The sequence below is a fragment of the Marinobacter sp. AN1 genome (assembly GCF_026013985.1).
In the GTDB taxonomy this organism is placed as follows: domain Bacteria; phylum Pseudomonadota; class Gammaproteobacteria; order Pseudomonadales; family Oleiphilaceae; genus Marinobacter; species Marinobacter segnicrescens.
This window is the reverse complement of record NZ_CP110342.1, coordinates 4,230,023-4,254,176: the sequence shown is the minus strand read 5'-3', so window position 1 is coordinate 4,254,176 and position 24,154 is coordinate 4,230,023. Positions and strand designations below refer to the sequence as shown.

Annotated in this window: 18 protein-coding genes, 1 pseudogene and 2 riboswitches; of the genes and pseudogenes, 9 read left to right on the top strand and 10 right to left on the bottom strand. The window is 60.5% G+C overall.

Annotation, left to right across the window (positions count from 1 at the left end; translation table 11 throughout):
- The 4 genes from LJ360_RS19670 (at window position 1) to LJ360_RS19655 (ending at window position 3,059) form a co-directional block, all read left to right on the top strand.
- Window positions 1-351 carry a DUF3147 family protein gene (locus tag LJ360_RS19670; RefSeq protein WP_248234726.1) on the top strand — a complete coding sequence of 117 codons (351 nt, stop codon included), beginning with the start codon at window positions 1-3 and terminating at the stop codon, window positions 349-351.
- A 31-nt stretch (window positions 352-382) separates the two neighbouring features.
- Window positions 383-916, top strand: a complete 534-nt coding sequence (locus LJ360_RS19665; protein ID WP_264994857.1) for a hypothetical protein — start codon at window positions 383-385, stop codon at window positions 914-916.
- A gap of 31 nt (window positions 917-947) precedes the next feature.
- A complete protein-coding gene (locus LJ360_RS19660) occupies window positions 948-1,619 on the top strand; it encodes a lysoplasmalogenase (protein WP_264994856.1) in 672 nt (223 codons plus the stop codon).
- Window positions 1,620-1,709: 90 nt separating this feature from the next.
- On the top strand, window positions 1,710-3,059 hold the full coding sequence (locus tag LJ360_RS19655) for a hypothetical protein (RefSeq protein ID WP_264994855.1): 1,350 nt from the start codon (window positions 1,710-1,712) through the stop codon (window positions 3,057-3,059).
- 119 nt (window positions 3,060-3,178) lie between these two features.
- Here LJ360_RS19655 and LJ360_RS19650 read toward each other — a convergent pair.
- Window positions 3,179-3,632 (bottom strand): annotated as a pseudogene (locus LJ360_RS19650) (Lrp/AsnC ligand binding domain-containing protein).
- Window positions 3,633-3,928: 296 nt separating this feature from the next.
- Here LJ360_RS19650 and putA point away from each other — a divergent pair.
- A complete protein-coding gene (gene putA / locus LJ360_RS19645) occupies window positions 3,929-7,555 on the top strand; it encodes a bifunctional proline dehydrogenase/L-glutamate gamma-semialdehyde dehydrogenase PutA (RefSeq protein ID WP_264994853.1) in 3,627 nt (1,208 codons plus the stop codon).
- 99 nt (window positions 7,556-7,654) lie between these two features.
- The gene (locus LJ360_RS19640; RefSeq protein ID WP_264994852.1) at window positions 7,655-8,095 is read left to right on the top strand and encodes a YqaA family protein; all 441 of its coding nucleotides are present in this window, start codon (window positions 7,655-7,657) and stop codon (window positions 8,093-8,095) included.
- Here LJ360_RS19640 and atzF read toward each other — a convergent pair.
- From atzF to LJ360_RS19620, 4 genes are all read right to left on the bottom strand, one after another.
- Window positions 8,087-9,880, bottom strand: coding sequence for an allophanate hydrolase (gene atzF / locus LJ360_RS19635; RefSeq protein WP_264994851.1), 1,794 nt, complete (start codon window positions 9,878-9,880; stop codon window positions 8,087-8,089). The genes LJ360_RS19640 and atzF overlap by 9 nt on opposite strands.
- 10 nt (window positions 9,881-9,890) lie before the next feature.
- A complete protein-coding gene (locus tag LJ360_RS19630) occupies window positions 9,891-10,676 on the bottom strand; it encodes an ABC transporter ATP-binding protein (RefSeq protein WP_091850901.1) in 786 nt (261 codons plus the stop codon).
- Window positions 10,676-11,491, bottom strand: coding sequence for an ABC transporter permease (locus LJ360_RS19625; RefSeq protein WP_264994850.1), 816 nt, complete (start codon window positions 11,489-11,491; stop codon window positions 10,676-10,678). Before LJ360_RS19625 ends, LJ360_RS19630 begins: the two co-directional genes overlap by 1 nt.
- Window positions 11,492-11,539: 48 nt before the next feature.
- Window positions 11,540-11,643, bottom strand: a riboswitch (guanidine-I (ykkC/yxkD leader).
- Window positions 11,644-11,867: 224 nt separating this feature from the next.
- Entirely contained in the window at window positions 11,868-12,911 is a 1,044-nt protein-coding gene (locus tag LJ360_RS19620) for an alpha/beta fold hydrolase (RefSeq protein ID WP_264994849.1), read from the bottom strand.
- 148 nt (window positions 12,912-13,059) lie between these two features.
- Here LJ360_RS19620 and glnT point away from each other — a divergent pair, with 148 nt between their 5' ends.
- Window positions 13,060-14,418: a type III glutamate--ammonia ligase gene (glnT, locus tag LJ360_RS19615; RefSeq protein WP_264994848.1), complete on the top strand. Its 1,359-nt coding sequence runs from the start codon at window positions 13,060-13,062 to the stop codon at window positions 14,416-14,418.
- Between the two features lie 77 nt (window positions 14,419-14,495).
- Here the strand turns inward: glnT and LJ360_RS19610 are convergent, their stop codons facing one another.
- The 5 genes from LJ360_RS19610 to LJ360_RS19590 all read right to left on the bottom strand — a co-directional run bounded on the left by LJ360_RS19610 (window position 14,496) and on the right by LJ360_RS19590 (window position 21,311).
- On the bottom strand, window positions 14,496-15,116 hold the full coding sequence (locus tag LJ360_RS19610) for a TetR family transcriptional regulator (RefSeq protein WP_091850933.1): 621 nt from the start codon (window positions 15,114-15,116) through the stop codon (window positions 14,496-14,498).
- 72 nt (window positions 15,117-15,188) lie between these two features.
- Window positions 15,189-16,268, bottom strand: coding sequence for a putative urea ABC transporter substrate-binding protein (locus LJ360_RS19605; protein WP_264994847.1), 1,080 nt, complete (start codon window positions 16,266-16,268; stop codon window positions 15,189-15,191).
- Between the two features lie 45 nt (window positions 16,269-16,313).
- The gene (gene uca, locus LJ360_RS19600) at window positions 16,314-19,937 is read right to left on the bottom strand and encodes an urea carboxylase (RefSeq protein WP_413774439.1); all 3,624 of its coding nucleotides are present in this window, start codon (window positions 19,935-19,937) and stop codon (window positions 16,314-16,316) included.
- The gene (locus LJ360_RS19595; protein WP_264994845.1) at window positions 19,934-20,572 is read right to left on the bottom strand and encodes an urea amidolyase associated protein UAAP2; all 639 of its coding nucleotides are present in this window, start codon (window positions 20,570-20,572) and stop codon (window positions 19,934-19,936) included. The genes uca and LJ360_RS19595 overlap by 4 nt, the downstream gene beginning before the upstream one ends.
- A 13-nt stretch (window positions 20,573-20,585) precedes the next feature.
- Entirely contained in the window at window positions 20,586-21,311 is a 726-nt protein-coding gene (locus tag LJ360_RS19590) for an urea amidolyase associated protein UAAP1 (protein ID WP_264994844.1), read from the bottom strand.
- Window positions 21,312-21,368: 57 nt separating this feature from the next.
- Window positions 21,369-21,474, bottom strand: a riboswitch (guanidine-I (ykkC/yxkD leader).
- Window positions 21,475-21,788: 314 nt separating this feature from the next.
- Between LJ360_RS19590 and nhaB the strand changes: the two genes are divergently transcribed.
- Window positions 21,789-23,294 (top strand): sodium/proton antiporter NhaB, encoded by a 1,506-nt coding sequence (nhaB, locus tag LJ360_RS19585; RefSeq protein ID WP_091850949.1) that lies wholly within the window; start codon window positions 21,789-21,791, stop codon window positions 23,292-23,294.
- 99 nt (window positions 23,295-23,393) lie between these two features.
- Window positions 23,394-24,149, top strand: a complete 756-nt coding sequence (locus tag LJ360_RS19580; RefSeq protein WP_091850952.1) for a substrate-binding periplasmic protein — start codon at window positions 23,394-23,396, stop codon at window positions 24,147-24,149.
- Window positions 24,150-24,154 lie beyond the last annotated feature (5 nt).

The window sequence follows — 24,154 nt, the reverse complement described above, 5'->3', positions numbered from 1 at the left end:
TTGGCCTACTACATAACAAAAGTCTTGGTAACTGCGGTTCTGGTTGTGCTGATCTCGGAGATATCAAAACGCAGTTCATTTATCGGGGCGGTTCTTGCATCCGTGCCTTTGACCTCTGTTCTGGCATTGCTTTGGTTATACATCGACACCGGGGATATCGACAGGGCCAGCGAACTTGCCAGCAGCGTATTCTGGCTGGTCATCCCATCTTTGGCATTATTTGTCGCTCTGCCGTTACTCCTTAAGCAAGGTGTCAACTTCTACCTCAGCCTCGCGGTATCGATTGGCATTACCACAACCTGTTACTGGTTAATGATCATTGTTCTCCACCATTATGGCGTAGAGCTTTGAACTATCGATCATTGCGTTTGGGGAGATATCCATGCGCTTGATCCTGGTCAGTCTGCTGCTCGCAACCCTGTTAACCGGCTGCGCCAACGTCTCACGTTTCGAGAAAGGACCGTTGGTGGCCCATGGTGAAGAAATTGATGGCTCCGGCGAACCTCTTTATTACGTGGTAGGGATAGATTTGGGGAAAGCAGGGGATTCAAGGCCTTTGGAGGCTCTGCTGAGACTGTCACCGGACAGTCCACCGGTTTCCATTGGTGCTCTGCGACCGCAACAGGTTGCCCGTTACCTGCCACCCTTTGTACCGCCTCCACAGTGGCCTGACTCATGGAAGCAAAAATCCAGAGAGAACGATGCCTATACGGGGGGCGGATTCCACATCGTGTTCAGGGAGGGACGTCTGTTGTCGGTCGGTATCTGTTCCCATTGCGCCGGGCAAAGGGAGGAGCCGGTAGTTGGCACGCCGGATGGTCAGCATTGGTACGCCTTGCCGCTTACCCGGCAGCAGGTCATCGACGTATTTGGTCATCCGGACTGGGTACATAGAGTGAATGAGGTTCGATACTGAGTGAGGTGAAGACATGCTGGAAGCAGAGCCAATGAAACCATCTCGTGTTACCGCAACCCGCCTGGTGCCATCGCTTGCCTGGCTGCTGGCCTTTGCCCTATTTGCTCTGCTTTATATCTCCCTTCGGGACGTTTTCCCCCACGGCGTGGGGTGGTTTTTCAAGGTCATCCCTATTGCACTGCTCCTAAAATTGGTGGTGGCAAAGGGCGCGGGGAGAACCCGTAACTTCCTGATTGCCGCGCTGGTGCTCTCGGGAACCGGGGACATTCTGCTCAGCCTGGACGGCCTGTTTATTCACGGGCTGGGCGCCTTCCTGCTGGCTCAACTGACTTACACAGCGTTATTTCTCACACAGTTTCGCTGGCGGGTGGGTCGATTGCCCTGGGCGGCCGTGATCCTTGCCTACGCCCTGGCCTGCACCCTGTTTATCATTCCACAGACTGGTGACCTGCAGCTGGTAACTTTGGTTTATATGATTGCCATCAGCCTGATGGCGATCTCCGCCGGTTTCCGGGATGACAGTCAATTTCTCTGGGTTGCCCTGGGTGCGCTGATCTTCATGGTCAGCGATACCCTGATTGCCATCGACAAGTTCGTCTCGCCCTTTGCCGGATCGGGTGTCGGCATTATGGTCACCTACTATGCCGCCCAGTTGCTGATATGCGCTGGTGTGGTCAGGCATGGCCGTGACCCAGGCGGTTAGATTTTTTTCCCCGTTGCTTCCTGCGATTAGTCGAAATGCTTACCCCTGATGCATATGATTGGCGTACATGAAGAAACCGCCGAGAGAACGATGACGAAAACAGCAGGGCCATCAAGCAGGAAGAGTTACACCTACCTGGGAACGGTTGATGACTCGGTGTTCCGCTACAAGTGGGATATCGACATTGACCTGAAATACCTGAACAACATGCTCCTGCGCAAGGCGGTCATGGGTGAGCGGATTGTGCTCAACGATGGCTATCTTCTCAACCTGCCTGCGGCCCGCGAGGCCCTGTTGAATCCCTCGAAATCACCCCTCAAGCTCCTGATCGAACAGAATTTTGTCCGCATTTTGCAGCGTAACGAGTCCCTGGCCGAGTTGCCGGAAGCCATGGCTTCCCAGGGTGTGGAGTCCTTTGAAGGTCTGCGCAAATCTGCCGAATGGAGCGACCTTGGCCCCATGCTCAAGCGTTGGGAGCCGGTATTGCAGCAATATCAGAATTTCCTGCCCTGGCCGAAAAAGGATATCAGCCATGGCTTCACCCTGATGATGCAGCGATTACAGGGGCACACGGTGCAGGGTCTGGGGCTGAACCATGTCAGTGATGACCTCTGGCGCCGGGTACTGGAGACCTACCTGGAGCAATCAGAGCAATCCCATGCCGCAGCGAGAACACGGTGGGAAAACCTGGTGCTCGAACTGGCCGGACAGGAGCCGCAAGCAAAGTCCCTGGTGAACGAACTAATGGGCCTGGCCAACCAGGTTTACCACTACAACTTCGGCGTATGCCTTTCTGCGGTCAGTGACCCGGCCCAGGCAGGCAGTTCCCTGGACTCATCCACCATCGCGGTTGAAACCCGATACAGCCCGGCTTTCGCCGACCTGTTGCAGGTCGATTCCGTTATGGACACCGTAACGTTTGATGCGCCAACGCTGAAGCTGCCAAGGCGGGTTCCGGTGGACGCCAGGGATTTCTGGGAACAGCTGGTGCGGCCGGATACCGAGCTGGGCGAGAAACGGGCGGGTTTCGTCGACAGTTATGAGGCTTATCTCAATGGTGAAATCGACCGCAAGCAACTGGAAGATATTGCGGATGACTATTCCCGCAGGCTTCTTCGCAGTTGTGGAGAGGTGGAAACCAGGTCAAGGACCGCCCGACTGGGTCGCACCGCCATGAGTCTCGGTTTTGTCGGCGCCGGGACGCTACTGGGGGGACCGGTGTTTGCGTTGTTGTTATGGGTGGCTGAGAACGCCGCGGTCCCCACCGTGATGAAAGTACTGCGACGCAGGGGGCAGGAGGTTGAGCTGCCGGTTGCAGGGAGCAAATCCCGAACCCCGGAACCGGTAAACGCCGGTGGTGCTGGTACCCAGTTGGCGTCTGTTCAGCTGGACCCGGCGAAGGCGTCCGAGCTGGTCAGTCAGATCAGGGACTTTGGCTAGTGTGCCTTTATCGCCATTTCGTGTGCCGCTGAGAAGCTGGGTACTCCTGCTTGGGGGCAGGAACCTTTTCATGGAACTGTAGTTACCTGCCGGTCCGCGAGAACCATGGCCCGGACCGGTCAGAGGGCCCCGTCCCGCACACTTTCCATGACCACGAACGTGCTGGTCTGCAGCACGTGGGGCAGGGCTGAGATTTGCTCCCCCAGCACCTGTCGGTATTCGGCCATGTTGCGGGTGCGGACTTTCAGCAGGTAATCGAAGTTGCCGGCAATCATGTGGCACTGCTCGACGGCAGCAATGCCCCGGACCGCCTCGTTAAAGGCGGCCAGGGCCTTGCTGCTGGTGTCGTTAAGGGTCACCTGGGCGAAGGCGATATGGCTCATACCCATGCGGGTCTGGTTGAGCAGGGCGGTGTAGCCGGTGATATAGCCCTGCTCCTCCAGCCGACGCATGCGAACCTGGCAGGGGGTCTTGGACAGCCCCACGCGGGAGGCCAGCTCGGTGATGGTAATGCGGGCGTTTTTTCTGCAGTTCCCGCATGATGGAATGATCGATACGGTCTGGCTCGGTCATAGGCTTTCGTTGTTGGTGGTTTAAAAACCGGTGGTCGATTACCTGCGTACCTCCCCATAGCGTTCTAGACTGAAATTTGTACAGGTTTGACGTCAGGCATTCCCGGATCAGTCACCTGGAAAACGGTTGGTTAAGGTCACTTTTCCTGTAATTTACAAAATCAAAGTCCATATTATAGTTCAATTCGGTATAAAACGGGCTTATTTACTAATGTATAGAATTAATACAGGAGAATGGCCTGCCCCCCTGTCGGTAGAATGCCTGCAAGAGAGACACATGACGATGAGGTTACCGCTATGAAACCGCAGCAGTCAGAGAAACCGACACTGGCCGAAAGCCGCCAGGCTGTCCGCAACTACTATCTCGCCGATGAATATAAGGTGATCCATGAACTGATTGCGGAGGCCGGCCTGACAGCGGAGGAGCGCCGTGCCATCACCGACCGGGCCGCTGACCTGGTGCGGGATGTCCGTTCCAGCGCGCGCTCCACCATCATGGAAAAATTCCTGGCGGAGTATGGCCTGACCACCAAGGAAGGGGTGGCCCTGATGTGCCTGGCAGAGGCCCTGCTGCGGGTGCCGGACAACATGACCATCCACGCCCTGATTGAGGACAAGATCACCTCTGGTAACTGGGGAGCCCATGTGGGCAAGGCGTCGTCCTCGTTTATCAACTCCACCACCGTGGCGTTGCTGATGACCAGCAACCTGCTCAAGGATTCCGAGCGCCAGAGCGTGGGGGACACCCTTCGGAAGATGGTCAAGCGTATGGGCGAGCCGGTGGTTCGTACCGTCGCCGGCCAGGCGATGAAGGAGATGGGCCGTCAGTTCGTATTGGGCCGGGACATCGAAGAGGCTCACAAGGAAGGCAAGGAGTACGTGGCCAAGGGCTACACCTATTCCTATGACATGCTGGGGGAGGCGGCGAGAACCGACGCCGATGCCCTGCGTTACTACGATGCCTACGAGAACGCCATCGACTATATCTCTCGGTTCTGCGATGGCGATGTGCGCAAGAACCCGGGTATTTCGGTCAAGTTGTCCGCACTGCTGGCGCGCTATGAGTATGGCCAGCGTGACCGGGTCATGAACGAGTTGATGCCCCGGGCCCTGAAACTGGCCAAGAAGGCCGCCGCTGCCAACATGGGCTTTAACATCGATGCCGAGGAACAGGACCGGCTCGACCTGTCGCTGGATGTGATCGAGGCGATCCTGTCCGACCCGGAACTGGCTGACTGGGAAGGCTTTGGGGTGGTTGTGCAGGCCTTCGGCAAGCGTGCGTCGAAAACCCTGGACTGGCTCTACGCGCTGGCGGAGAAGCTGGACCGTCGCATCATGGTGCGCCTGGTCAAGGGCGCCTACTGGGATGCGGAGATCAAGCGCGCCCAGGTGATGGGCCTGACCGACTTCCCGGTGTTCACCCGCAAGGCCTGCAGTGATGTCGCCTTCCTCGCCTGCGCCCATAAACTGGTGAACATGGCGGATCGCATCTATCCCCAGTTTGCCACCCACAATGCCCATTCGGTGTCCGCCATCCTGGAGATGGCCCGTACCGCTGGCCTGGACAACTACGAATTCCAGCGCCTGCATGGCATGGGGGAGTCCCTGCACAACGAAGTCATGAAGAGCAGCGGCGTGCCCTGTCGCATCTATGCGCCGGTGGGTAAGCACAGCGACCTGCTGGCCTACCTGGTGCGGCGGTTGCTCGAGAACGGTGCCAACAGCTCCTTCGTCAACCAGATCGTTGACACCAGTATTACCCCGGAGGAGATTGCCCGTGACCCCATCGAGACCGTGGAGTCCCTGGGGGAGAACCTGTCCAGCAAGGCCATCGTCAAGCCGGCGAAGATATTCGGTGAGCAGCGTCGCAACTCCAAAGGCTGGGATATTACCGACCCGGTCACTATTGGCGAGATCAACCGCGGCCGCGACCGATACCGGGATTTCCAGTGGCAGGGTGGCCCGGTCACCCTGAACGGTCCGGCGGGTGGTGACAGCCAGGAAGTGCGTAACCCGGCGGATCCCGATGACCTGGTGGGCCAGATTACCTGGGCATCGGAGCAGGACATCGATGTCGCCATTGATGCCGCACAGCAGGCATTCGGGGACTGGTCGGCACAATCGGCGGCCGACCGCGCCGCCTGCGTTCGCCGGGTGGGTGATCTCTATGAAGAGAACGCCCACGAACTGTTTGCCCTCACCACCCGCGAGGCCGGCAAGTCGTTGCTAGATGCAGTCGCCGAGATCCGCGAGGCGGTGGACTTCGCCCAGTACTACGCCAACGAGGCGGAACGCTACGAAGGCAGTGGTGCCCCCCGGGGCGTTATGTGCTGTATCTCACCCTGGAACTTCCCGCTGGCGATTTTCACCGGGCAGATCCTGGCCAACCTGGCGGCGGGCAACACCGTGGTGGCCAAGCCGGCGGAGCAGACCTCATTGTTGGCCGTCCGTGCCGTAGAGTTGATGCATGAGGCAGGTATTCCCAGGGGAGCAATCCAGTTGCTGCCGGGCACTGGCAGCACGGTAGGTGCCGCCCTGACGGCCGATCCGCGTATTGCCGGTGTCTGCTTTACCGGCTCCACCGCCACGGCCCAGCGTATCAACCAGTCGATGACGGAGACCATGGCTCCGGACGCGCCGCTGGTGGCGGAAACCGGCGGCCTCAATGCCATGATTGTGGATTCCACGGCACTGCCCGAGCAGGTGGTCAGGGACGTGCTTGCCTCGTCCTTCCAGAGTGCCGGTCAGCGCTGTTCCGCCCTGCGTATGCTCTACGTGCAGAAGGACATCGCTGACCACTTGCTGGAGATGCTCTATGGTGCCATGGACGAACTGGGCATCGGCGACCCCTGGCAGCTGTCCACCGATGTGGGGCCTGTGATCGACGAAGACGCCCAGAAAAAGATCCAGGATCACTGTGATTACTTCGAGCAACAGGGCCGGTTGCTGAAAAAGGTTCCGGTGCCGGACAAGGGCCGGTTCGTGTCACCGGTGGTACTCAAGGTGAGCGGCATCGAGGAGATGGAGGAGGAGATCTTCGGCCCGGTGCTGCATGTGGCGACCTTCGAGGCGAAGGATATCGACAAGGTCGTCGATGCCGTCAATGCCAAGGGCTACGGCCTGACCTTCGGTATCCATAGCCGTGTGGACCATCGGGTGGACCAGATTTCCAGGCGCATCCACGTGGGCAACACCTATGTGAACCGCAACCAGATCGGTGCCATTGTCGGCTCCCAGCCGTTTGGTGGCGAAGGGCTGTCCGGTACCGGCCCCAAGGCGGGAGGGCCGCAATACGTGCGTCGCTTCCTGCAGGGGGACATCCGGCGGTGCCCGGCGCCGGAGGCCGGTGCCGTTGATGCCAGCGCCCTGACCGACTTGATAAAAGAGGCGGACAAACCGGCGCTGAAAGCCCCCGCCGAGCGCATGGCCGCGCTGACGCCGATATTTGGTGAGGCACCGGCACCACTGGACGCCGAGTCGGAGGAGTTGCCAGGTCCCACCGGTGAACTGAACTGCCTGTCCAACCATCCCCGCGGCCTGGTGCTGTGCCTGGGCCCGGACCGGGAGAGTGCGCTGGAGCAGGCGGCCACGGCCCTGTCCCAGGGCAACCGCGTGGTGTTGATCGCGCCGGGGGTCGAGGACACCGTGAAGAAGGCGGCGGAGGCGGGCCTGCCCGTAGCTGGTCGTGACGGTCTGCTGGTGCCTGAGGCCCTGGCCACCGTCGATGGTTTCCACGGCGTGGCCACCTGCGCCGAGACGGATCTGCTCAGGCAGTATCGCCAGGCCCTGGCAAAGCGTGATGGGGCGCTGTTGCCGCTGATCACCGAGCACACCCTGGATCAGCGCTATGTGATCGAGCGGCACCTGTGCATCGACACCACCGCCGCCGGTGGTAACGCCAGCCTGATTGCCTCAGCGGAGTAACTCCGCAGCGGGAGCATGGACGCTCCTCGCATTCCTCTGCATCCCGGATTAAAGTGGCAGATCGTTACCCGCTGCATCGTCCGGAGTCCCGGAAGCTTCATGGCCTATCTCAGCCTTTTCATTGCGGCATTTGCCGCTGCCACCTTCTTTCCGTTCCAGTCGGAAGCGCTACTGGTAGGGCTGCTGGTGGCAGATACCTACTCGATAGTGGGGCTATTGCTGGTGGCCACCGTTGGCAACGTGCTGGGTTCGGTGGTGAACTGGTATCTGGGGCTGTATATCGAACGGTTCCGCTACCGGAAATGGTTTCCCTTCAAGCCTGCCAGCCTGGAAAAAGCCCAGGTGCACTACCACCGCTGGGGGCACTGGTCGCTGCTGATGAGCTGGGCGCCCTTTATCGGCGATCCGCTGACGCTGATCGCCGGTATCATGCGGGAGCCCTTCTGGCGGTTCGTGGCAATCGTTACCCTGGCCAAGGGCGGGCGTTACCTGATCACCGCCATGCTCACCTTTGGCTGGCTGAACAGCGGCTCAACGTGACGCCAGGAAGCCCCGCCAGCCTCCCAGCTGGGTAATGTCCTCCGCGCCTTCCAGCCCCACGGGCTCGCAGATAAAGCCGGTCACCCAGCGCCCGTCAGCCAGCTCCACCTTGCCGATACCCAACGGAGCCGGGATTCCCGCCACAAAGCTGCCGAACCGGTCTGCCGGTACCCGCCAGATCTCCACGGGTATTGCGGTGCCGGTATTGTCGTCCCGGATCAGGCCCGGACGCAGTGGCGGGCCGCCGGCCAGCCGATACATGCGATAGGCGCTTGCGGTTTCGGTAGTTTCCACGAGCACCGCATTCCGTTCGGTAAGCTGGTGGTTCAGGGGCAGGCCGGACAGATGCGCGCCGCAGACCAGCACATCGATGGTGCCTTCGGTAGCCTCAAGGGCCGCACTGTCGAGTAGGTCAGTCAGCGCTCCGACGGTATCGGTGGCAAGTGGATGCAAGCGACTGGCCAGGGCCAGCAGGACCTCGTCCTGAAAGGCCGGCGCAAACAGGGTGCAGCCCAGGGGCAGGCCGTTATCAAGGAGGCCGGACGGCACCGCGACGGCACTGTAGTCCAGCAGGTTCATGAAGTTGGTGTAGGTACCCAGGCGGCTGTTCAGGCTGACCGGGTCGGCGTTTACCTGTGCCCGGGTATAGATAGTGGGGGTGCTGGGTGTGACCATCACGTCCACCTGTTCCCAGACCCGGTCTGCCTGCTTTTTCAGTGACTGGAGCCGGTAGCGGGCGGCGAACGCGTCCCTGGCACTCCCCCGGGTCCCCTGACTGATAATGTTCCGGGTCACCGGCAGCAGTGCGTCTGGCTGGTCCTGGATCAGCGGGCTGGTGGCCAGGTACCGTTCCGCCACCCAGGGTCCTTCATAGAGCAGTTTTGCGGCGTCCAGGAAGGGCTGGAAGTCCACTTCGACCGGTTTACCACCGAGGCGTTCAAGCTGCGCAACGGAACGGGCAAACAGGGCCCGGGCGCCGTTATTACCATCGAAGTCCAGCTGGTGCTCGAGGGGAACCCCGAAAAGGAACTCCCCTGCTATTGGCCTGCGGCCAATGGGTTGGGGGCGTTGCCACGGATCAGCGGAGTCGTTGGCCGAGGCTATGGAGAGCAGGGTCTGTGCCTGCTCTGCCGAGCGCGCAAAGATCGATACACAGTCAAGGCTCTGGCAGGCGGGTACGACGCCACGAACACTGAGCCGACCCAGGGTTGGCTTGAGACCGACCAGGTTGTTGAAGGCCGCCGGCACCCGGCCGGAACCGGCGGTGTCGGTGCCCAGGGCAAAGCTCACCAGGCCGAGGGCGGTGGCTACGGCGGAACCGGAAGAGGAGCCACCGGAGATATAGTCCGGGTCGAAACTGTTGCGGCAGGCCCCCCAGGGTTCCGGTGAGCGGGTACCCACCAACCCGGTGGCAAACTGGTCCAGGTTGGTCTTGCCGATGGGTATGGCGCCGGCATTGACCAGGGCTTCCACCACAAAGGCATGGCACTCCGGCTGGTAGCGAAAGGCTTCACAGGCAGCGGTGGTTGGCATCCCCGCCACATCGATGTTGTCCTTGACCGCAAAGGGGATGCCATACAGCGGAAGGTCACCGGGTTCCGACTGGCTCAGTCGCTCCAGGTAGGGTTCCAGTTCTTCCAGGCTGGCCAGGTGGATCCAGATGTTGCGGTCGCTGTATCCGGCGGCACGTTCCAGCACATGGGAAACGACGGCGGCGGGAGTCAGGTCACCGTTGCGGTAGGCCTGCAGCAGGGCCGGGATATCGAGTTTGATGGTGGTGGTCATCACGGGAGCCTCATGCAGAAAGGGCCCGTGCCGTTTCCGACACAGAGGTTTCGATGGATTCGTAGAGCTGCTGGTCGGTCTGGCCGATGGGCAGGTCGTAGGTGATGGTGGCGCCGAAGGCTTCCGGTTGTTGAGGATCGTTGCGGACCTTGTCGAACACCAGCAGTCGGGTGCCAAGATAGAAGCCTTCGTGCAGGTCGTGGGTGACCATGAAGATGGTGGTGCCGGTCTCCCGCCAGAGCTTCAGTATCAGTTGGTGCATGTCCCGGCGGATGCCGGGGTCCAGGGCGCCGAAGGGCTCGTCCAGTAGCAGCACCCGGGGGCGCATGATGAACGACTGGGCAATGGCCAGCCGTTGTTGCATACCGCCGGAAAGTTCGTGGGGCCATTTGTTGGCGGCGTGGGCCAGGCCCACGGCCTCGATCATCTGATCCACCTTTGCCAGCGCTTCCCGCCGGGCCTTGCCGAACAGCTTGCCGAGAAACGGTTTCTGTTCCAGTTCCAGGCCCATCAGCACGTTCTGGCGCACGGTCAGGTGCGGAAACACCGAGTAACGCTGGAACACGATGCCCCGGTTGCGGTCCGGCTCGCCGGGGAAGGTGTCACCTTCGAGCTGAAGGTCTCCTCGGGTGGGCTGTTCCTGCCCGAGTAACATTTTCAGGAAGGTGGACTTGCCGCAGCCGGAGGCCCCCACCAGGGTGCAGAATTCCCCCTGCTCCACGGTCAGGTTGAGGTTTTCCAGCACCACGGTGTGGCCGTACTCCTTCCACAGTTTATTGACGGTGATAAAGCTCATCAGTGGCCTCCGGCGTTGTACCAGGGGAACAGGCGGCGGTTGGCCAGCCGTAGCAACTGGTCGATGATGATCGCCAGCAGCGTAATCCACAGCACGTAGGGGATGATCACATCCATCGCCAGGTAGCGACGGACCAGGAATATGCGGTAGCCCAGGCCCTGCTCGGAGGCGATGGCCTCGGCGGCAATGAGAAACAGCCAGGCGGGGCCCAGACTCAGGCGAACGGCATCAATCAGTCGTGGCAGCACCTGGGGCAGGGCCATGCGGGTCACCACCTGCCAGCTGTTGGCCCCGAGGGTCTGTATCTTGATGAGCTGCTCCTGGGGTAGCTCTCGTACCCGTTGGGCGACGTCCCGCATCATGATGGGGGCGGTACCGATGACGATCAGCATCACCTTGGACAGCTCGCCCAGCCCAAACACGATGAACAGGATAGGCAGTATCGCCAGCGGGGGAATCATCGACAGGGCCGACACCAGTGGTGCCATGCCAGCCCTGACCACCGGCAGGATGCCGTTAAGTAGCCCCACAACCAGTGCCAGCGAGGCGGCAACGCCCACGCCAATCCCCAGCCGTTGCAGGCTGGCGGTGGTGTCCTGCCACATCAGGTACTCCCCGCTGCGGCGGTCTTCCTGGAACGCCATGCGGTTAACGGCACTGGTCATCTGTTCGAGGCCGGGCAACAGCTTGTCGTTGGGGTTATTTGCCAGCCGTTCCTGGGAGGCGGTGCCATACAGCAGTACGATCAGCACGAAGGGCAGTAACCCCAGAAACAGGGCGGTAGTCCGGGCAGGGTGGCGGTTGATCAATCGCATCAATAGGCTCCTTAAGCAACACGGCAACGGAATCGCTGTGGTTCTTCGATCTCCCGGGCTTTTGTCCCGCCGTGTAACCTCGCAGAGGTCGGTCACTCTCGGACCAGCCATTCAGGGCTATGCCCTGAACCGGAACCCTAGTCACCTATTAGTCAGCCTGTAATTCCGCATCCCTGAGTTGCGGGTGTTGCTGTGACTGGATCTGTGTGTCGTTATGGGGAGAAATTGCACGGCCCGTGCCAGACCGGAAATAAACTCTCAATTTATTGATTTATAAAGCTTCGGAGAGGTTTATCGCGAATGCCCGGTTATCGCTTCTGGTCTGGGCGCACTCATTTGGTGCAATGATTGCCCTGCGCTGCCCCCCGGGAGGGCGCTAACCGAAGGTACCCTGCCCCGATTCGGACAGCACTTCCGTCATGGCTCGAAACATCTGCACCATTACGGCCGGGTTACGCCCAGGTCCGCCTGCAATATGCCCCCAGTCTGACTCGATCACGTCCAACCTGGCACCGGGCATCAACGCCGCCTCCCGGCCGGCATCTTCCACGGTGAAATACAGGTCGGTGCGGCAGGGCAGAAGGCGTGCCGGCATGGTGATGCGGGACAACGCCCGGGGCAGGTTGTCACGATTGCCGGGGAACCGGCCAACGGATCCCCGCTGCCAGGCATCAAGGACTGACAGCAGATCATTGGCATCCTGGGCGAGGTGGTCCTGTTCCCAGAACTGCAGCAGTGCTTCGACGGACTCGAACCCCAGTGCCTTGTCCCCGCCGTTGCGGAAGAATGCCTGGGAGTAGGCCCAGCCGGCATAGACCCGGGCGAAGGCCCTGAGCCCGGCCTCCGGTGGGCGGTTGTAGCGGCCTTCCTGAAAGGACGGATCGGCTTTCAGGGCGGCCTTCACTCCCTCAAGGAACAGCCAGTTGTGGGGCGAACATTCTGCGGTGCAGCAGCTGGCCACCACCGCCCGCACCCGGTCCGGCCAGGCCGCTGCCCACTGCAGGGCCTGCATGCCCCCCATGGACCAGCCCGCTACCAGTGCCAGGGAGGCACCGCCGAACACATCATCCACCAGTCGTTTCTGCAGCGCGATATTGTCGTACAGGGTCAACCGGGGGAAGCCTGCGCCGCCCTGGTCACCGCGGGTGTTGGAAGGCGAGGATGACTCGCCCGCGCCCAGCATGGCCGGGATCACAATGCAGTAGCGTTCCGGGTCCAAAGGGCTATTGCCATCCAGCAGGGGGTAGTTTCCCGCGGCTGCACCACCGTAGTACGTGGGTAGCAGAACCAGGTTGTCTTTTGGTGCATTGAGGGTGCCGATCTGATGGTAGACCAGGCGGGCATCCCTGAGGGATCCGCCTTCAGACAGTTCCAGGTTCGATACCCTGAATTCTTTGATTTTCCAAGATGTTCTGTTCATTCCCGGATTCCTTTGGAAGCAATTCTGAAATCACGCCAATCCATTTACATACACACTGGCATGTAAGTTGAATGGAAAGTCCGTGCCAGATTCCAGCGGTGCCGGAGCCCCGGTGCCAGACCAACACAACGGACAACGGAACATCACCATGTCAGACACCATGACCACCCAGAACCTCAAACAGCAGCTGGCGGATGCCGGCGTGAAGTACGCGATTGCCAGCTATGTGGACATCCACGGCATCAGCAAGGGGAAATTTGTCCCCATCGCCCACCTGGGCCAGATGATGGAAGGCTCGGAGCTCTATACCGGCGCGGCGCTGGATGGGGTACCCCAGGACATCTCCGACGATGAAGTGGCGGCTATGCCGGACGCCGCGGGTGTCGCCATCTGCCCCTGGAACCGCCAGCTGGCCTGGTTCCCGGGCAACCTGTATCTCAACGGGGAGCCATTCGAGGCCTGCTCCCGGAACATCTTCCGTCGCCAGCTCGATGCCGCCGCAGATATGGGCTATCGCTTCAACCTGGGCATCGAGACCGAGTTCTTCCTGTTCCGGGATACCGAAGACGGGGGCTTTGCACCGGTGAGCGAACGGGATACCGCCGGCAAGCCGTGCTATGACCCCCGCACCATGATGGACAACCTGGCGATCATGGACGAGATCGTGGAGGCCATGAATGAACTGGGCTGGGATGTGTATTCCTTCGACCATGAAGATGCCAACGGCCAGTTCGAAACCGATTTCCGATACGCCGACGGCCTCACCATGGCGGACCGGTTCGTGTTCTTCCGCATGATGGCCAACGAGATTGCCCGCAAGCACGGGGCCTTTGCCAGCTTCATGCCCAAGCCCTTCGCCGACCGCACCGGCAGTGGCGCCCACTACAACATGTCACTGGCGGATCTGAAGACCGGGGAAAACCTGTTCGAGGCCAACGGTAACGATGCCCATGGCTGCGGCATCAGCAAGCTGGCCTACCACTTTATTGCCGGTGTACTGAAACACGCCGGCGCCATCAGCGCGGTGATTGCCCCGACGGTCAACAGTTACAAGCGCCTGGTACGCCAGGGCAGTATGTCCGGTTCCACCTGGGCGCCGGTCTTCCAGTGCTATGGTTCCAACAACCGCACCAACATGATCCGCATCCCTGGTGTCGGTGGCCGCATCGAGTGCCGCGCAGCGGATATTGCCTGTAATCCCTATCTGGGCAGTGCCCTGATACTGGCCGCAGGCCTGGAAGGCATCCGTGAACACCTGGACCCCGGCGCCCCCCACCACGAGAACATGTACAACTACAGCGACGCCGAGATTGCCGACCAGGGCATCGAATACCTGCCGCGGAACCTGGGTGAGGCGGTGGAAGCCTTTGAGGCAGACCCCCTGTCAAAGGCGGTATTCGGCGAGGCCATGTTCAACAGCTTTGTACAGTACAAGCGGGGCGAGTGGGAAAGCTACCAGAACCATGTGTCGTCCTGGGAGGTTGAGCGGTATCTGAAGATGTTCTGACCAGCTCAGAAGTGATTCAGTCGAGAACCCCATCCTGGTTGATGGGGTTTTGCTGTATGGGCTAACCCTCAACCAGGTCAGACAGTACGACTGGCCGTCAGCAGGTTCCAGAATTTTCTCTGAAAGAAAGACATTTCCTGTTCCAGCGAAAACAGCTCCGGTAAGAACAGCCAGCTCTGGGTAATCCCCATCAGGTAGGTGTAACTCAGCAAACCCAGCTTTTCCGGGTCTTCGTCGGTGTCCAGCAGCCCTTTGCTGACTGCGCTGGCAATCAGCGACCGGAAGAGGGTGACGATGGACCGGGTCAGCTCCCGCTCCCGCGCCAGGGTCCGGCCCATGGCTTCGGTCAGTTCGGTTTTGTTGAGCAGGATCTCGAAGGATTGCCGGTACTTGCGGTCGTTCGCCAGCAACCACAGCCAGCGCTCGATGAAATGATCCATAGCGTCAATGGGGGTATTGGCCATGGCCCGGCATTCCGCCACCAGAGCTTCCAGCGGCTCCTGGGAATATGAGAGCACCGCTTCGTAGAGGTCATCCTTGGAATCGAAGTGCCAGTAGATCGGGCCGCGGCTGAAGCCGGCTTCCCGGGCGATCCGGCTCAGGGTGGTGAGTGAATAACCGTCGCGGCTGAACAGGGTCAGTGCGGCTTCCAGAACGGCCTGGCGGGTTTTTTCGGCGTCTTCCTTGGTACGGCGCATAAGGTCGAGTCAGATGAGGCTTGCGAAAGGCACGAACTGAATCGTGCCCTCCATGCTGTGGTCAGGCAAGCGTTAAAGCTCCCCGTCTGCCGCCATTTGCATGTAGCGGTCATTGAACCGGAACTGTACGTTACCCTCGTCGCCCATGACGGAACCATCCGGGAACTCGATACCCACGAAGTCGGGACTCATGGCGCCCTGGCCCAGCAGGCCCTTGTCGAAGGAGAACTGGCGAACGCTGTCCATCGCCTCGCGGGCTTCCTCGCTGTTGATGAATTCCACCGAGTTGGCTGGTTCCCAGAACATCCGCATGCCTGAGAGTTGAGCCTCATAACCGGCCCGGTCAGTACCGGAAATCTCGCCCAGCATGGCCCGCGCCTCGCGGCCCTCGTCACTGTCGGAGCGCAGGATGTCCATGGTCTCGAACCAGGCGCCCACCAGGGCCTTGCCCAGGTTCGGGTTGTCTTCGAGCGTGTCGGTGTTCACCAGGGTCAGATCCTTGATATGCCCGGGAATCTGATGGGAATCAAACAGCTGGGTGGTACCGGGATAGTTGTTCACCTCCGCCAGCAGAGGATTCCAGGTGGCCACATGCCGGACATCATCCGTCTGGAAAGCGGACACCAGGTCGGCGTCGGAAATATTCACCACATTGATGTCCCGCTCTTCCAGCCCCACTGAATCCAGTGCCCGCACCAGCAGGTAGTGGGACACTGACAGCTCCACCAGGTGAACCGTCTCACCTTCCAGATCCTCAATGCTGGTTGCGTCCTTGGACACAAGGCCGTCGTTGCCATCCGAGAAATCCCCCACAATCAGTGCCGTGGTATCAATACCGGAAGCGGCGGGAATGGACAGTCCGTCCATACTGGTGGCGACCACGCCATCAAACTGGCCGGCGGTGTACTGGTTGATGGACTCGATATAATCGTTGACCTGGACGATATCCACCTCGATGTCGTACTTGTCCGCCCATTTTTTCATGATGCCGCTGTCCTCAGCATACTGCCAGGGTACCCAGCCGGCGTAGATGGTCCAGGCGATGCTGAAGGAATCCCTCTCCTGTGCCAGGGCACTGAAAGACAGGGAGCTGGCAAGGAGGCCCGCTCCCAGAACGGCGCTGATTTTCTGGGTCAGTTTACGTGTTTTCATGATGCTCTCCCCGGGCTTTGCCCGTTATTGAAAGACGTTTCGGATTCAGTTGCTGATCTCTTCCACAATCACCACGGGGGTGCCCGGCGATACCGCCTGGCCCGCATCGCGGCGGATTTCCACCACCCGCCCGCTGACCGGGCTGAGCAGTTCGATCTCCATCTTCATGGACTCCACCACCGCCACTGGTCGCTGGGCACTGATTTCGTCCCCTGGTTTCACCAGGCATTCCCAAAGGTTGCCGGCCACGTGGCTTTCCACCGCGTGCTGGCCGGCCGGCAGGTTGGTGGTGTCGTCTTCACCGGTGTCCTCAATGGGCGTTTCGGCGCTGAAGTTGATCTGGCCGGACTCGATCCAGCGTTGCAGCTCCTCATCGAAGGCCTGCTGGCGGTGGGCCGTGAAGTCGCGGATTTCCCTTTCGTTTTCAGCCAGGAAACCCTCGTAGTCCTTGAGGTTAAAGCGCGTTTCCTCGATACGGATGGGGTAGTCGCCATTGGGAAAGTCGCGGCGGATCTGCTTGAGTTCGTCGCTGCTCACTTCATAGAAGCGCACCTGGTCGAAGAAACGCAGCAGCCAGGGCTTGCCGGGTTCGAAGTGTTCTGTGGTGCGGTAGCGGTTCCACATTTGCAGGGTGCGACCGACAAACTGATAGCCACCGGGCCCTTCCATGCCGTAGATGCACAGGTAGGCGCCGCCGATGCCCACGGAGTTCTCCGCAGTCCAGGTGCGGGCCGGGTTGTACTTGGTGGTGACCAGACGGTGGCGGGGGTCCAGGGGCGTGGCTACAGGCGCACCCAGGTACACATCCCCGAGGCCCATGACCAGGTAACTGGCGTTAAAAACGGTTTTCTTGACCTCGTCAATGCTGTCCAGGCCGTTGATGCGGCGGATAAATTCCAGGTTGCTGGGGCACCAGGGCGCATCCTTGCGCACCGACTGCATGTACTTGGCGATGGCGGTATGACAGGCCTCGTCATCCCAGGACAGGGGCAGGTGCACGATGCGGGCGGGCACGTCCCACTCCGGTTGTTTCTCAAGGGCCTGCTCGGCGCTGATCAGCAGTTGCAGCAGTTCCTGTTGGCCCAGCCGCTGGCTGTCGTAGTGCACCTGCAGCGAACGGATGCCGGGTGTCAGCTCCAGGATGGCCGGATGGGCCTGCTCCCGCAGCCACAGCATCAGGGCGTGGGCGCGGAAGCGGAGCCGGATATCCAGCTCCATGGGGCCATATTCCACCAGCACATAGTTGTCGCCGGCGGCGCGATAGACCACGCCGGTTTCATGTTCGTCGGTGGAGAGCGTGGCGAGTATCGGGGTTTGCGGCCTGATTGGCGTAATGCGGGCGGACGCGGCGGTCAAGGTGGCGATGGATTCATCCAGGGCTTCCCGCAGGGCCACGGCCTGATCCTGGCTGACCGGCACGAACTGCACCTTGTCACCGGCCTTGAGCTGGCCCAGCTTCCACAGGTCGGCGCTGATCACCGTGACCGGGCATACGAAGCCGCCCAGGCTGGGGCCATCCGGCCCCAGGATGACCGGCATATCACCGGTGAAGTCCACGGTACCCACCGCGTAGGCATTGTCGTGGATGTTGGACGGGTGCATGCCGGCTTCGCCGCCGTCACTGCGGGCCCATTCCGGTTTCGGGCCGATCAGGCGTACGCCGGTGCGACTGGAGTTGTAGTGAATCTCCCATTCGCTGTCGAAGAAGGTGTCGATGTCAGCCTGGGTGAAGTAATCCGGGGCTCCGTGGGGACCATAGGTCACGTGCAACTTCCAGGTCTTGCCCATGGTGGGTTGCAGGCCCTTGCCCAGTTTTGCCTTGTCCACTGGCGTGCACTGCGGCAGCTGGAGGACATCCCCGGCCCGCAAGGCCCGGCCACCGTGGCCACCGAACTGGCCAAGGGTAAAGGTGCTGCGGGAATCCAGGTAGGGCGGGCAGTCCAGCCCGCCCCGGAACAGCACGTAGGCCCGGGCGCCTTCGCCGGTGGTGGCCCCCAGTTTCAGGGTGGCCCCGGCGGGGATGTCCAGTACCTCCCAGAAAGGCACTGGCTCGCCATCCAGGCTGGCGTCCAGCGATGCGCCGGTCAGCACAATCTGGGTAGCCCGGTTGAATGCCAGTGTGGGGCCCTTCAATGTGATTTCCAGGCCGGCCGCACTTCCCTCGTTGCCCAGCAGGCGGTTGCCCAGGCGGAAGGAGTAGCTGTCGAACGGCCCGGATGGGGGTACCCCGATTTCCCAGTAGCCGATGCGCCCGGGGTAGTCCTGGATGGTGGTCATGGTGCCACCGCTGACCACATCTACGGTGGAGGGCCGGTAGTTGAACTCGTTCAGGGTGCGGGTGAACAGCCGGCCCTCCACGAACCGCTCATCCGCCAGTACCTGGCGCACGTAGGTGCGGTTGGTTTCGATGCCGTAGAGCTGGCTGTCGTCAAGGGCCTGCATCAAGCGTGTGCGGGCGCTTTCCCGGTCAGCCTCATGGACAATGACCTTGGCCAGCATGGGGTCATAGAGCGGCGAGACTTCGGTGCCCGGTTGAATCCAGGAATCGATACGCAGGCCGGCATCCTGTGGCCAGCTGACATTGGTAAGCAGTCCGGCGGAAGGCTGGAAATCCTTGTTGGGGTCTTCGGCATAGATCCGTGCCTGGATGGCATGGCCCTCTGGAGTCAGGCCGGCGGCCTGGTCGCTGAGGTTGGTCAGGGTGCCGGCGCCCAGTTCCACCATCCAGCGCACAATGTCCACGCCGTATACGGCCTCGGTCACGCCGTGCTCCACCTGTAAGCGGGTGTTCACTTCCAGGAAGTAGAACTCGGTGGTATCCGGGTCGTAGATGAATTCAACGGTACCGGCACTACGGTAGGCGATCTGTTCTCCAAGGGCGCGGGCGGTGGCATGCATGCGCTGGCGGACCTCATCGGACAGCCCCGGCGCCGGTGCTTCCTCGATCACCTTCTGGTTGCGGCGCTGGGCGGAGCAGTCACGTTCCCCCAGTGCGGCCACCGTGCCCTGGCCATCGCCGAACAGCTGCACCTCGATATGGCGGGCGCGTTCCACGAACTTTTCCAGGAACACCCCGCTGTTGCTGAAGTTGTTCTGGCTCAGCCTCTGTACGGATTCGAAGCTCTTCGACAGGTCGTCATCACTGTAGCAGCGGGACATGCCGATACCACCCCCGCCGGCCGTGCTTTTCAGCATCACCGGGTAGCCGATGCGGACGGCTTCCGCCCGCGCCTGGTCCAGTCCGGTCAGCAGACCGGTGCCGGGCAGCAAGGGAACGCCCGCCGCTTCCGCCAGCGCACGGGCGGTGTGCTTGAGACCGAACTGTTCCATCTGCTCGGGGGTCGGCCCCAGGAAGACGATGCCCTCGGCCTCGCAGCGACGGGCAAAGCCGGCGTTCTCGCTGAGAAAGCCGTACCCGGGGTGCACGGCCTTTGCGCCGCTTTCTGCCATTATGTGGAACAGCTTGTCCTGGTCCAGGTAGGTCTCAGCGGCGGAACCCGCCCCCAGGGACCAGGCTTCGTCAGCCTGGCGAACGTGGAGGGAGTCCGCATCGGCTTCGGCATAGACCGCGACGGACTGAATACCCATGGCTCTCAGGGTGCGTATGATCCTGCAGGCGATGGCGCCACGATTGGCGATCAGGACCTTGTCAAAACAGGGTTTTGTCATTTCCATACCAGCACCTCGATGGGTGTGGGGTTCCAGCCATTGCAGGGGTTGTTCAGCTGTGGGCAGTTGGAAATCATCACCAGAACGTCCATCTTTGCCTCCAGCTCCACGTACTTGCCAGCGTCGGAAATGCCGTCGGCGAAAGTCAGGCCGCCGTCGGCGGTCACCGGCACGTTCATGAAGAAGTTGATGTTGTGGGTGATGTCCCGCTTGCCCATGCCTAGCTCCTCATGCTCGGTGACGGCCACCAGCCAGCTGTCGCGGCAGGCGTGCATGCACTTTTTCTCCAGGGCATAGCGGGTGGTGTTGCTCTCCGCCGCGCAGGCACCGCCGAGGGTGTCGTGGCGGCCGCAGGTATCGGCGGTGATCTCCAGCATTACGTTGCTCTCGGACGACATGAGCTTTGAGCCGGCGGTGAGGTAGACGTTGCCCTGCTCGCGGATGGTGTCCACGGCGCTGTAGCGCTCGGTGGGGTTATCGGCGTTGTAGAACAGGGTATCGGCGGCCTGGTTGCCCTCCAGGTCAAGGATGCGAAGGGTTTCGCCGGCTTTCACCACTTTCAGGAAGTATTCGCCTGCCGGCACGGTTTCCCGGAAGGCGGCGTTGTCGGGGTTGAGCTTGCTTTCTCTGATCATCTCCGGCCTCCGGTTACTGGAACAGGTGGTACAGGGCGTTATTAGCGAAAGCCCGGGTGGCTTCCGGCGACGAGGTCTTGCAGGGATCGGCGTCGGTCACCGGGGCGGCCCGGAAAAGCTGGTAACGTAGCGGGTGGCTGGGATATTCCGGGGCCGGGTTGAGGGGATGCGGGCAGGTATGAAGCACCACGATGGTGTCCATCTCGAAGCGCAGATCCACGGTGGCGCCGGCGTGTGAGTGACCACTCACATAGCTCAGATTGCCCTTTCCATCGACCTGAACCTTGCTGAACCAGTTGAGGTTGGCGGTGAGGTCCTTCTTGCCCAGACCGTACTTGGCCAGTTCGTTAAGAAAGCTGGTGAGGCCGTTGCGGTGATAGTGATTGTGGGCCTGCTGATAGGTTTTCTTACCCCAGCGTTTTTCGACCAGGTGGGCGTTGCAGGTACCGGAGACGGTGTCGTGCCAGCCCAGGTCATCACGGATGATGGAAGCGAACACCCGTCCCATGTCGGAGAGCAGCACATGACCCCTGGTGAGCAGGAAGGTGTGCTGGTTCTTGAGGGTATCCGGCATGTTGTAACGTTCGAGGGGATTCTCGGGGTTGTACATCAGCATGCCGACATTGGCACCGCCGGTTTCATCGATCAGTCGCAGGACATGGCCACGGCGCATGACAAAGGACCAGTGGGATCCGCCGGGAATCAGATCGTCGTAGAGGGGAGCTGCAGTTGCGAGCATCGCCTTTTCCTCCTGGTTCGGGTTGCAAAAAAACGAGAGGCGTCAGTCACTGAACGATCCTCCCGGGCTTTTGTCCCGCCGTGTAACCTTTGGAAAAGGTCGTCAACTCTCGGACCAGTCACCTGCCTGGCATCAGCAGATCGGAACCCTAGTTGACCTGTTTGTCAGATTGTCGCGCTTTGATATGTGGCTCAGTACCAACGTCTCGCTGCGTACCGTGACCCTATCAAGCTCCATGCCATGTGAAGCATGTTGTTGATAAATATAGATTATCCTTGATATTGGTGAGATGTATGGCCCAGTTCGATAAACGGGATCGCACCGGGTTGGTGCGCCTGGTCCGTATGGGGGCAACGCAATGCACCAGGATAATCGCCCTTCTGCACATCCCTTCATGAATATCAAGCACATTTGCCAGCGCATCTGGTAATATGCGCGCGCCCGTTAAAAGACTCGCCCTATAGAAGTGATAGATAAATGCCATCGACTGTATTCGGCGGTTTCGCCGCCAATTTCCTGGGGAAGGCTCCCGTCTGGTACAAGCAGCTGATTCTGTTGTTCCTGGTGATCAACCCGATCGTGGTGGTCATGTTCGGGCCTGCGGTCGCTGGCTGGCTGCTGGTCGGGGAGTTCATTTTTACCCTGGCGATGGCGCTGAAATGCTACCCCCTCCTGCCTGGCGGCCTGCTGGCGGTGGAGGCCCTGCTGATCGGCATGACCACGCCGGAAGCGGTCTACCACGAGCTGCTGATCAACTTCCCGGTCATCCTGCTGCTGATGTTCATGGTGGCAGGCATCTATTTCATGAAGGAACTGTTGCTGGTCACCTTTACCCAGATACTGGTGGGGGTACGGTCCAAGTCAGCACTTTCATTACTTTTCTGTGCGGCCGCAGCCCTGTTGTCGGCCTTTCTGGACGCGTTGACGGTTACCGCAGTGATTATCAGTGTGGCTGTGGGCTTCTATTCGGTATACCACAAGGTGGCCTCGGGCAAGGGTTACCAGCAGAAAGACCATAATGCCAACAGCGATGCTGAAGTGATCGAGCTCCATCGAAACGACCTCGAACACTTCCGCGGTTTTCTGCGCAGCCTGCTGATGCATGGTGCCATCGGTACGGCCCTCGGTGGCGTCGCTACCATGGTTGGTGAGCCCCAGAACCTGCTCATCGCCAAGACCGTAGGCTGGGACTTTGTGACCTTTTTCGAGCATATGGCGCCCGTCAGCCTGCCGGTCCTGGGTGCTGGTCTGTTTACCTGCTGGGCACTGGAAAAGGTGCGCTGGTTCGGTTACGGAACCCGTCTGCCGAGGGCTGTGCGCCGGGTGCTGGAAGAATTCGCGGATAACGAGAAAGCCAAGCGCACCAAGTCTGACCAGGCTGCCTTGTGGATCCAGGCATTCGCCGCCGGTGTACTGGTGGTGGGGCTGGCGTTCCACCTGGCGGAAGTTGGGTTGATTGGCCTGCTGGTGATTATCCTGATCACGTCCTTTACGGGGGTGACGGATGAGCACCAGATTGGCAAGGCATTCCAGGAGTCGTTGCCGTTTACTTCATTGCTGGTGGTGTTCTTTGCAGTGGTTGCGGTCATCCACGACCAGCATCTGTTCAAGCCGATTATCGAGTTTGTGCTCAGCCTGCCGGAGAGCCAGCAGCCGGGTATGTTCTTCATGGCTAATGGTCTGCTGTCGATGATCAGTGACAACGTCTTTGTGGCAACGGTCTATATCAGCGAGATCAAGCAGGCCCTGGAGGCCGGTGCCATCAGTAACGAGCACTTCCAGACACTGGCGGTGGCCATTAACACCGGGACCAACCTGCCCAGCGTAGCCACGCCCAATGGCCAGGCCGCTTTCCTGTTCCTGCTGACCTCCGCCATCGCCCCACTGGTGCGGTTGTCCTATGGCCGGATGGTCGTTATGGCCTTTCCCTACACCATCGTGATGGGGATCGTCGGGCTGCTATGTGTCATTTACCTGGTGTAACACAACCGTAACGTGGGGGATTGACCAGGCCCTCACCGCAGCCTATGTTGCTATAAGCAACAGCCCGTTTGCGGTTGCCGGTCGTAAAGGATAATCACCATGGCAAGGTTGCTATTGATGGTCTGGTTGCTGGTCCCACTTCTGGCGACGGGCGCGGGCGCTCCACTGACGGTCGGTTACGTGGATTTTCCCCCTTACCAGTTTCGCAACACCGACGGGCAGCCGGACGGCCGCTTTGTCGAACTCACCCGCAAGGTTGCCCGGGAGGCTGGTTACGAGCTGGAGTTTCTCTACCTGCCCACCGCCCGGGTGTATTACTACCTGGAAACCGGGGCCATCGATCTGTGGCAGGGGTTTTCCGACAATCCGGCCATGGGGGACAAGGTGCTCGAGAGTGACAGCAGGCCGCTGCGGGTAGCCTATGGTGTCTGGTACCTTTCCGGAACGCCCGAGCCGGGTCACTTCCAGGACCTGTTCGGCAAGACCCTTATCACCATTACCGGCTACAACTATGCCGGCCTCGCCAGCTACCTGAGCCAGACTGAGGTCATCCGGGCCATCAACACCAATAACCATGATTCTGCCCTCGACATGCTCGAACGCGGTCGCGGTGACTATCTGTTGGACTATCAGGAGCCGGTTCTCGACCTGCTGATGGCCAAGCCGGTTCGTGGTATCCGGTTCACCCCCATGTGGGTCCGTGACGCGGCGTGGCTGTTCTCAAGTGCCAGCGAGAACGCATTTCAATGGCGACAGGATTTTGATGAAGCCTGGGACCGGCTGGTCACTCGGGGCGAGGTGTTGCCCATTGAACGCGCTGGCCAGTCACGCAGGATGGAAGGCCTGCCACTGTAACCATA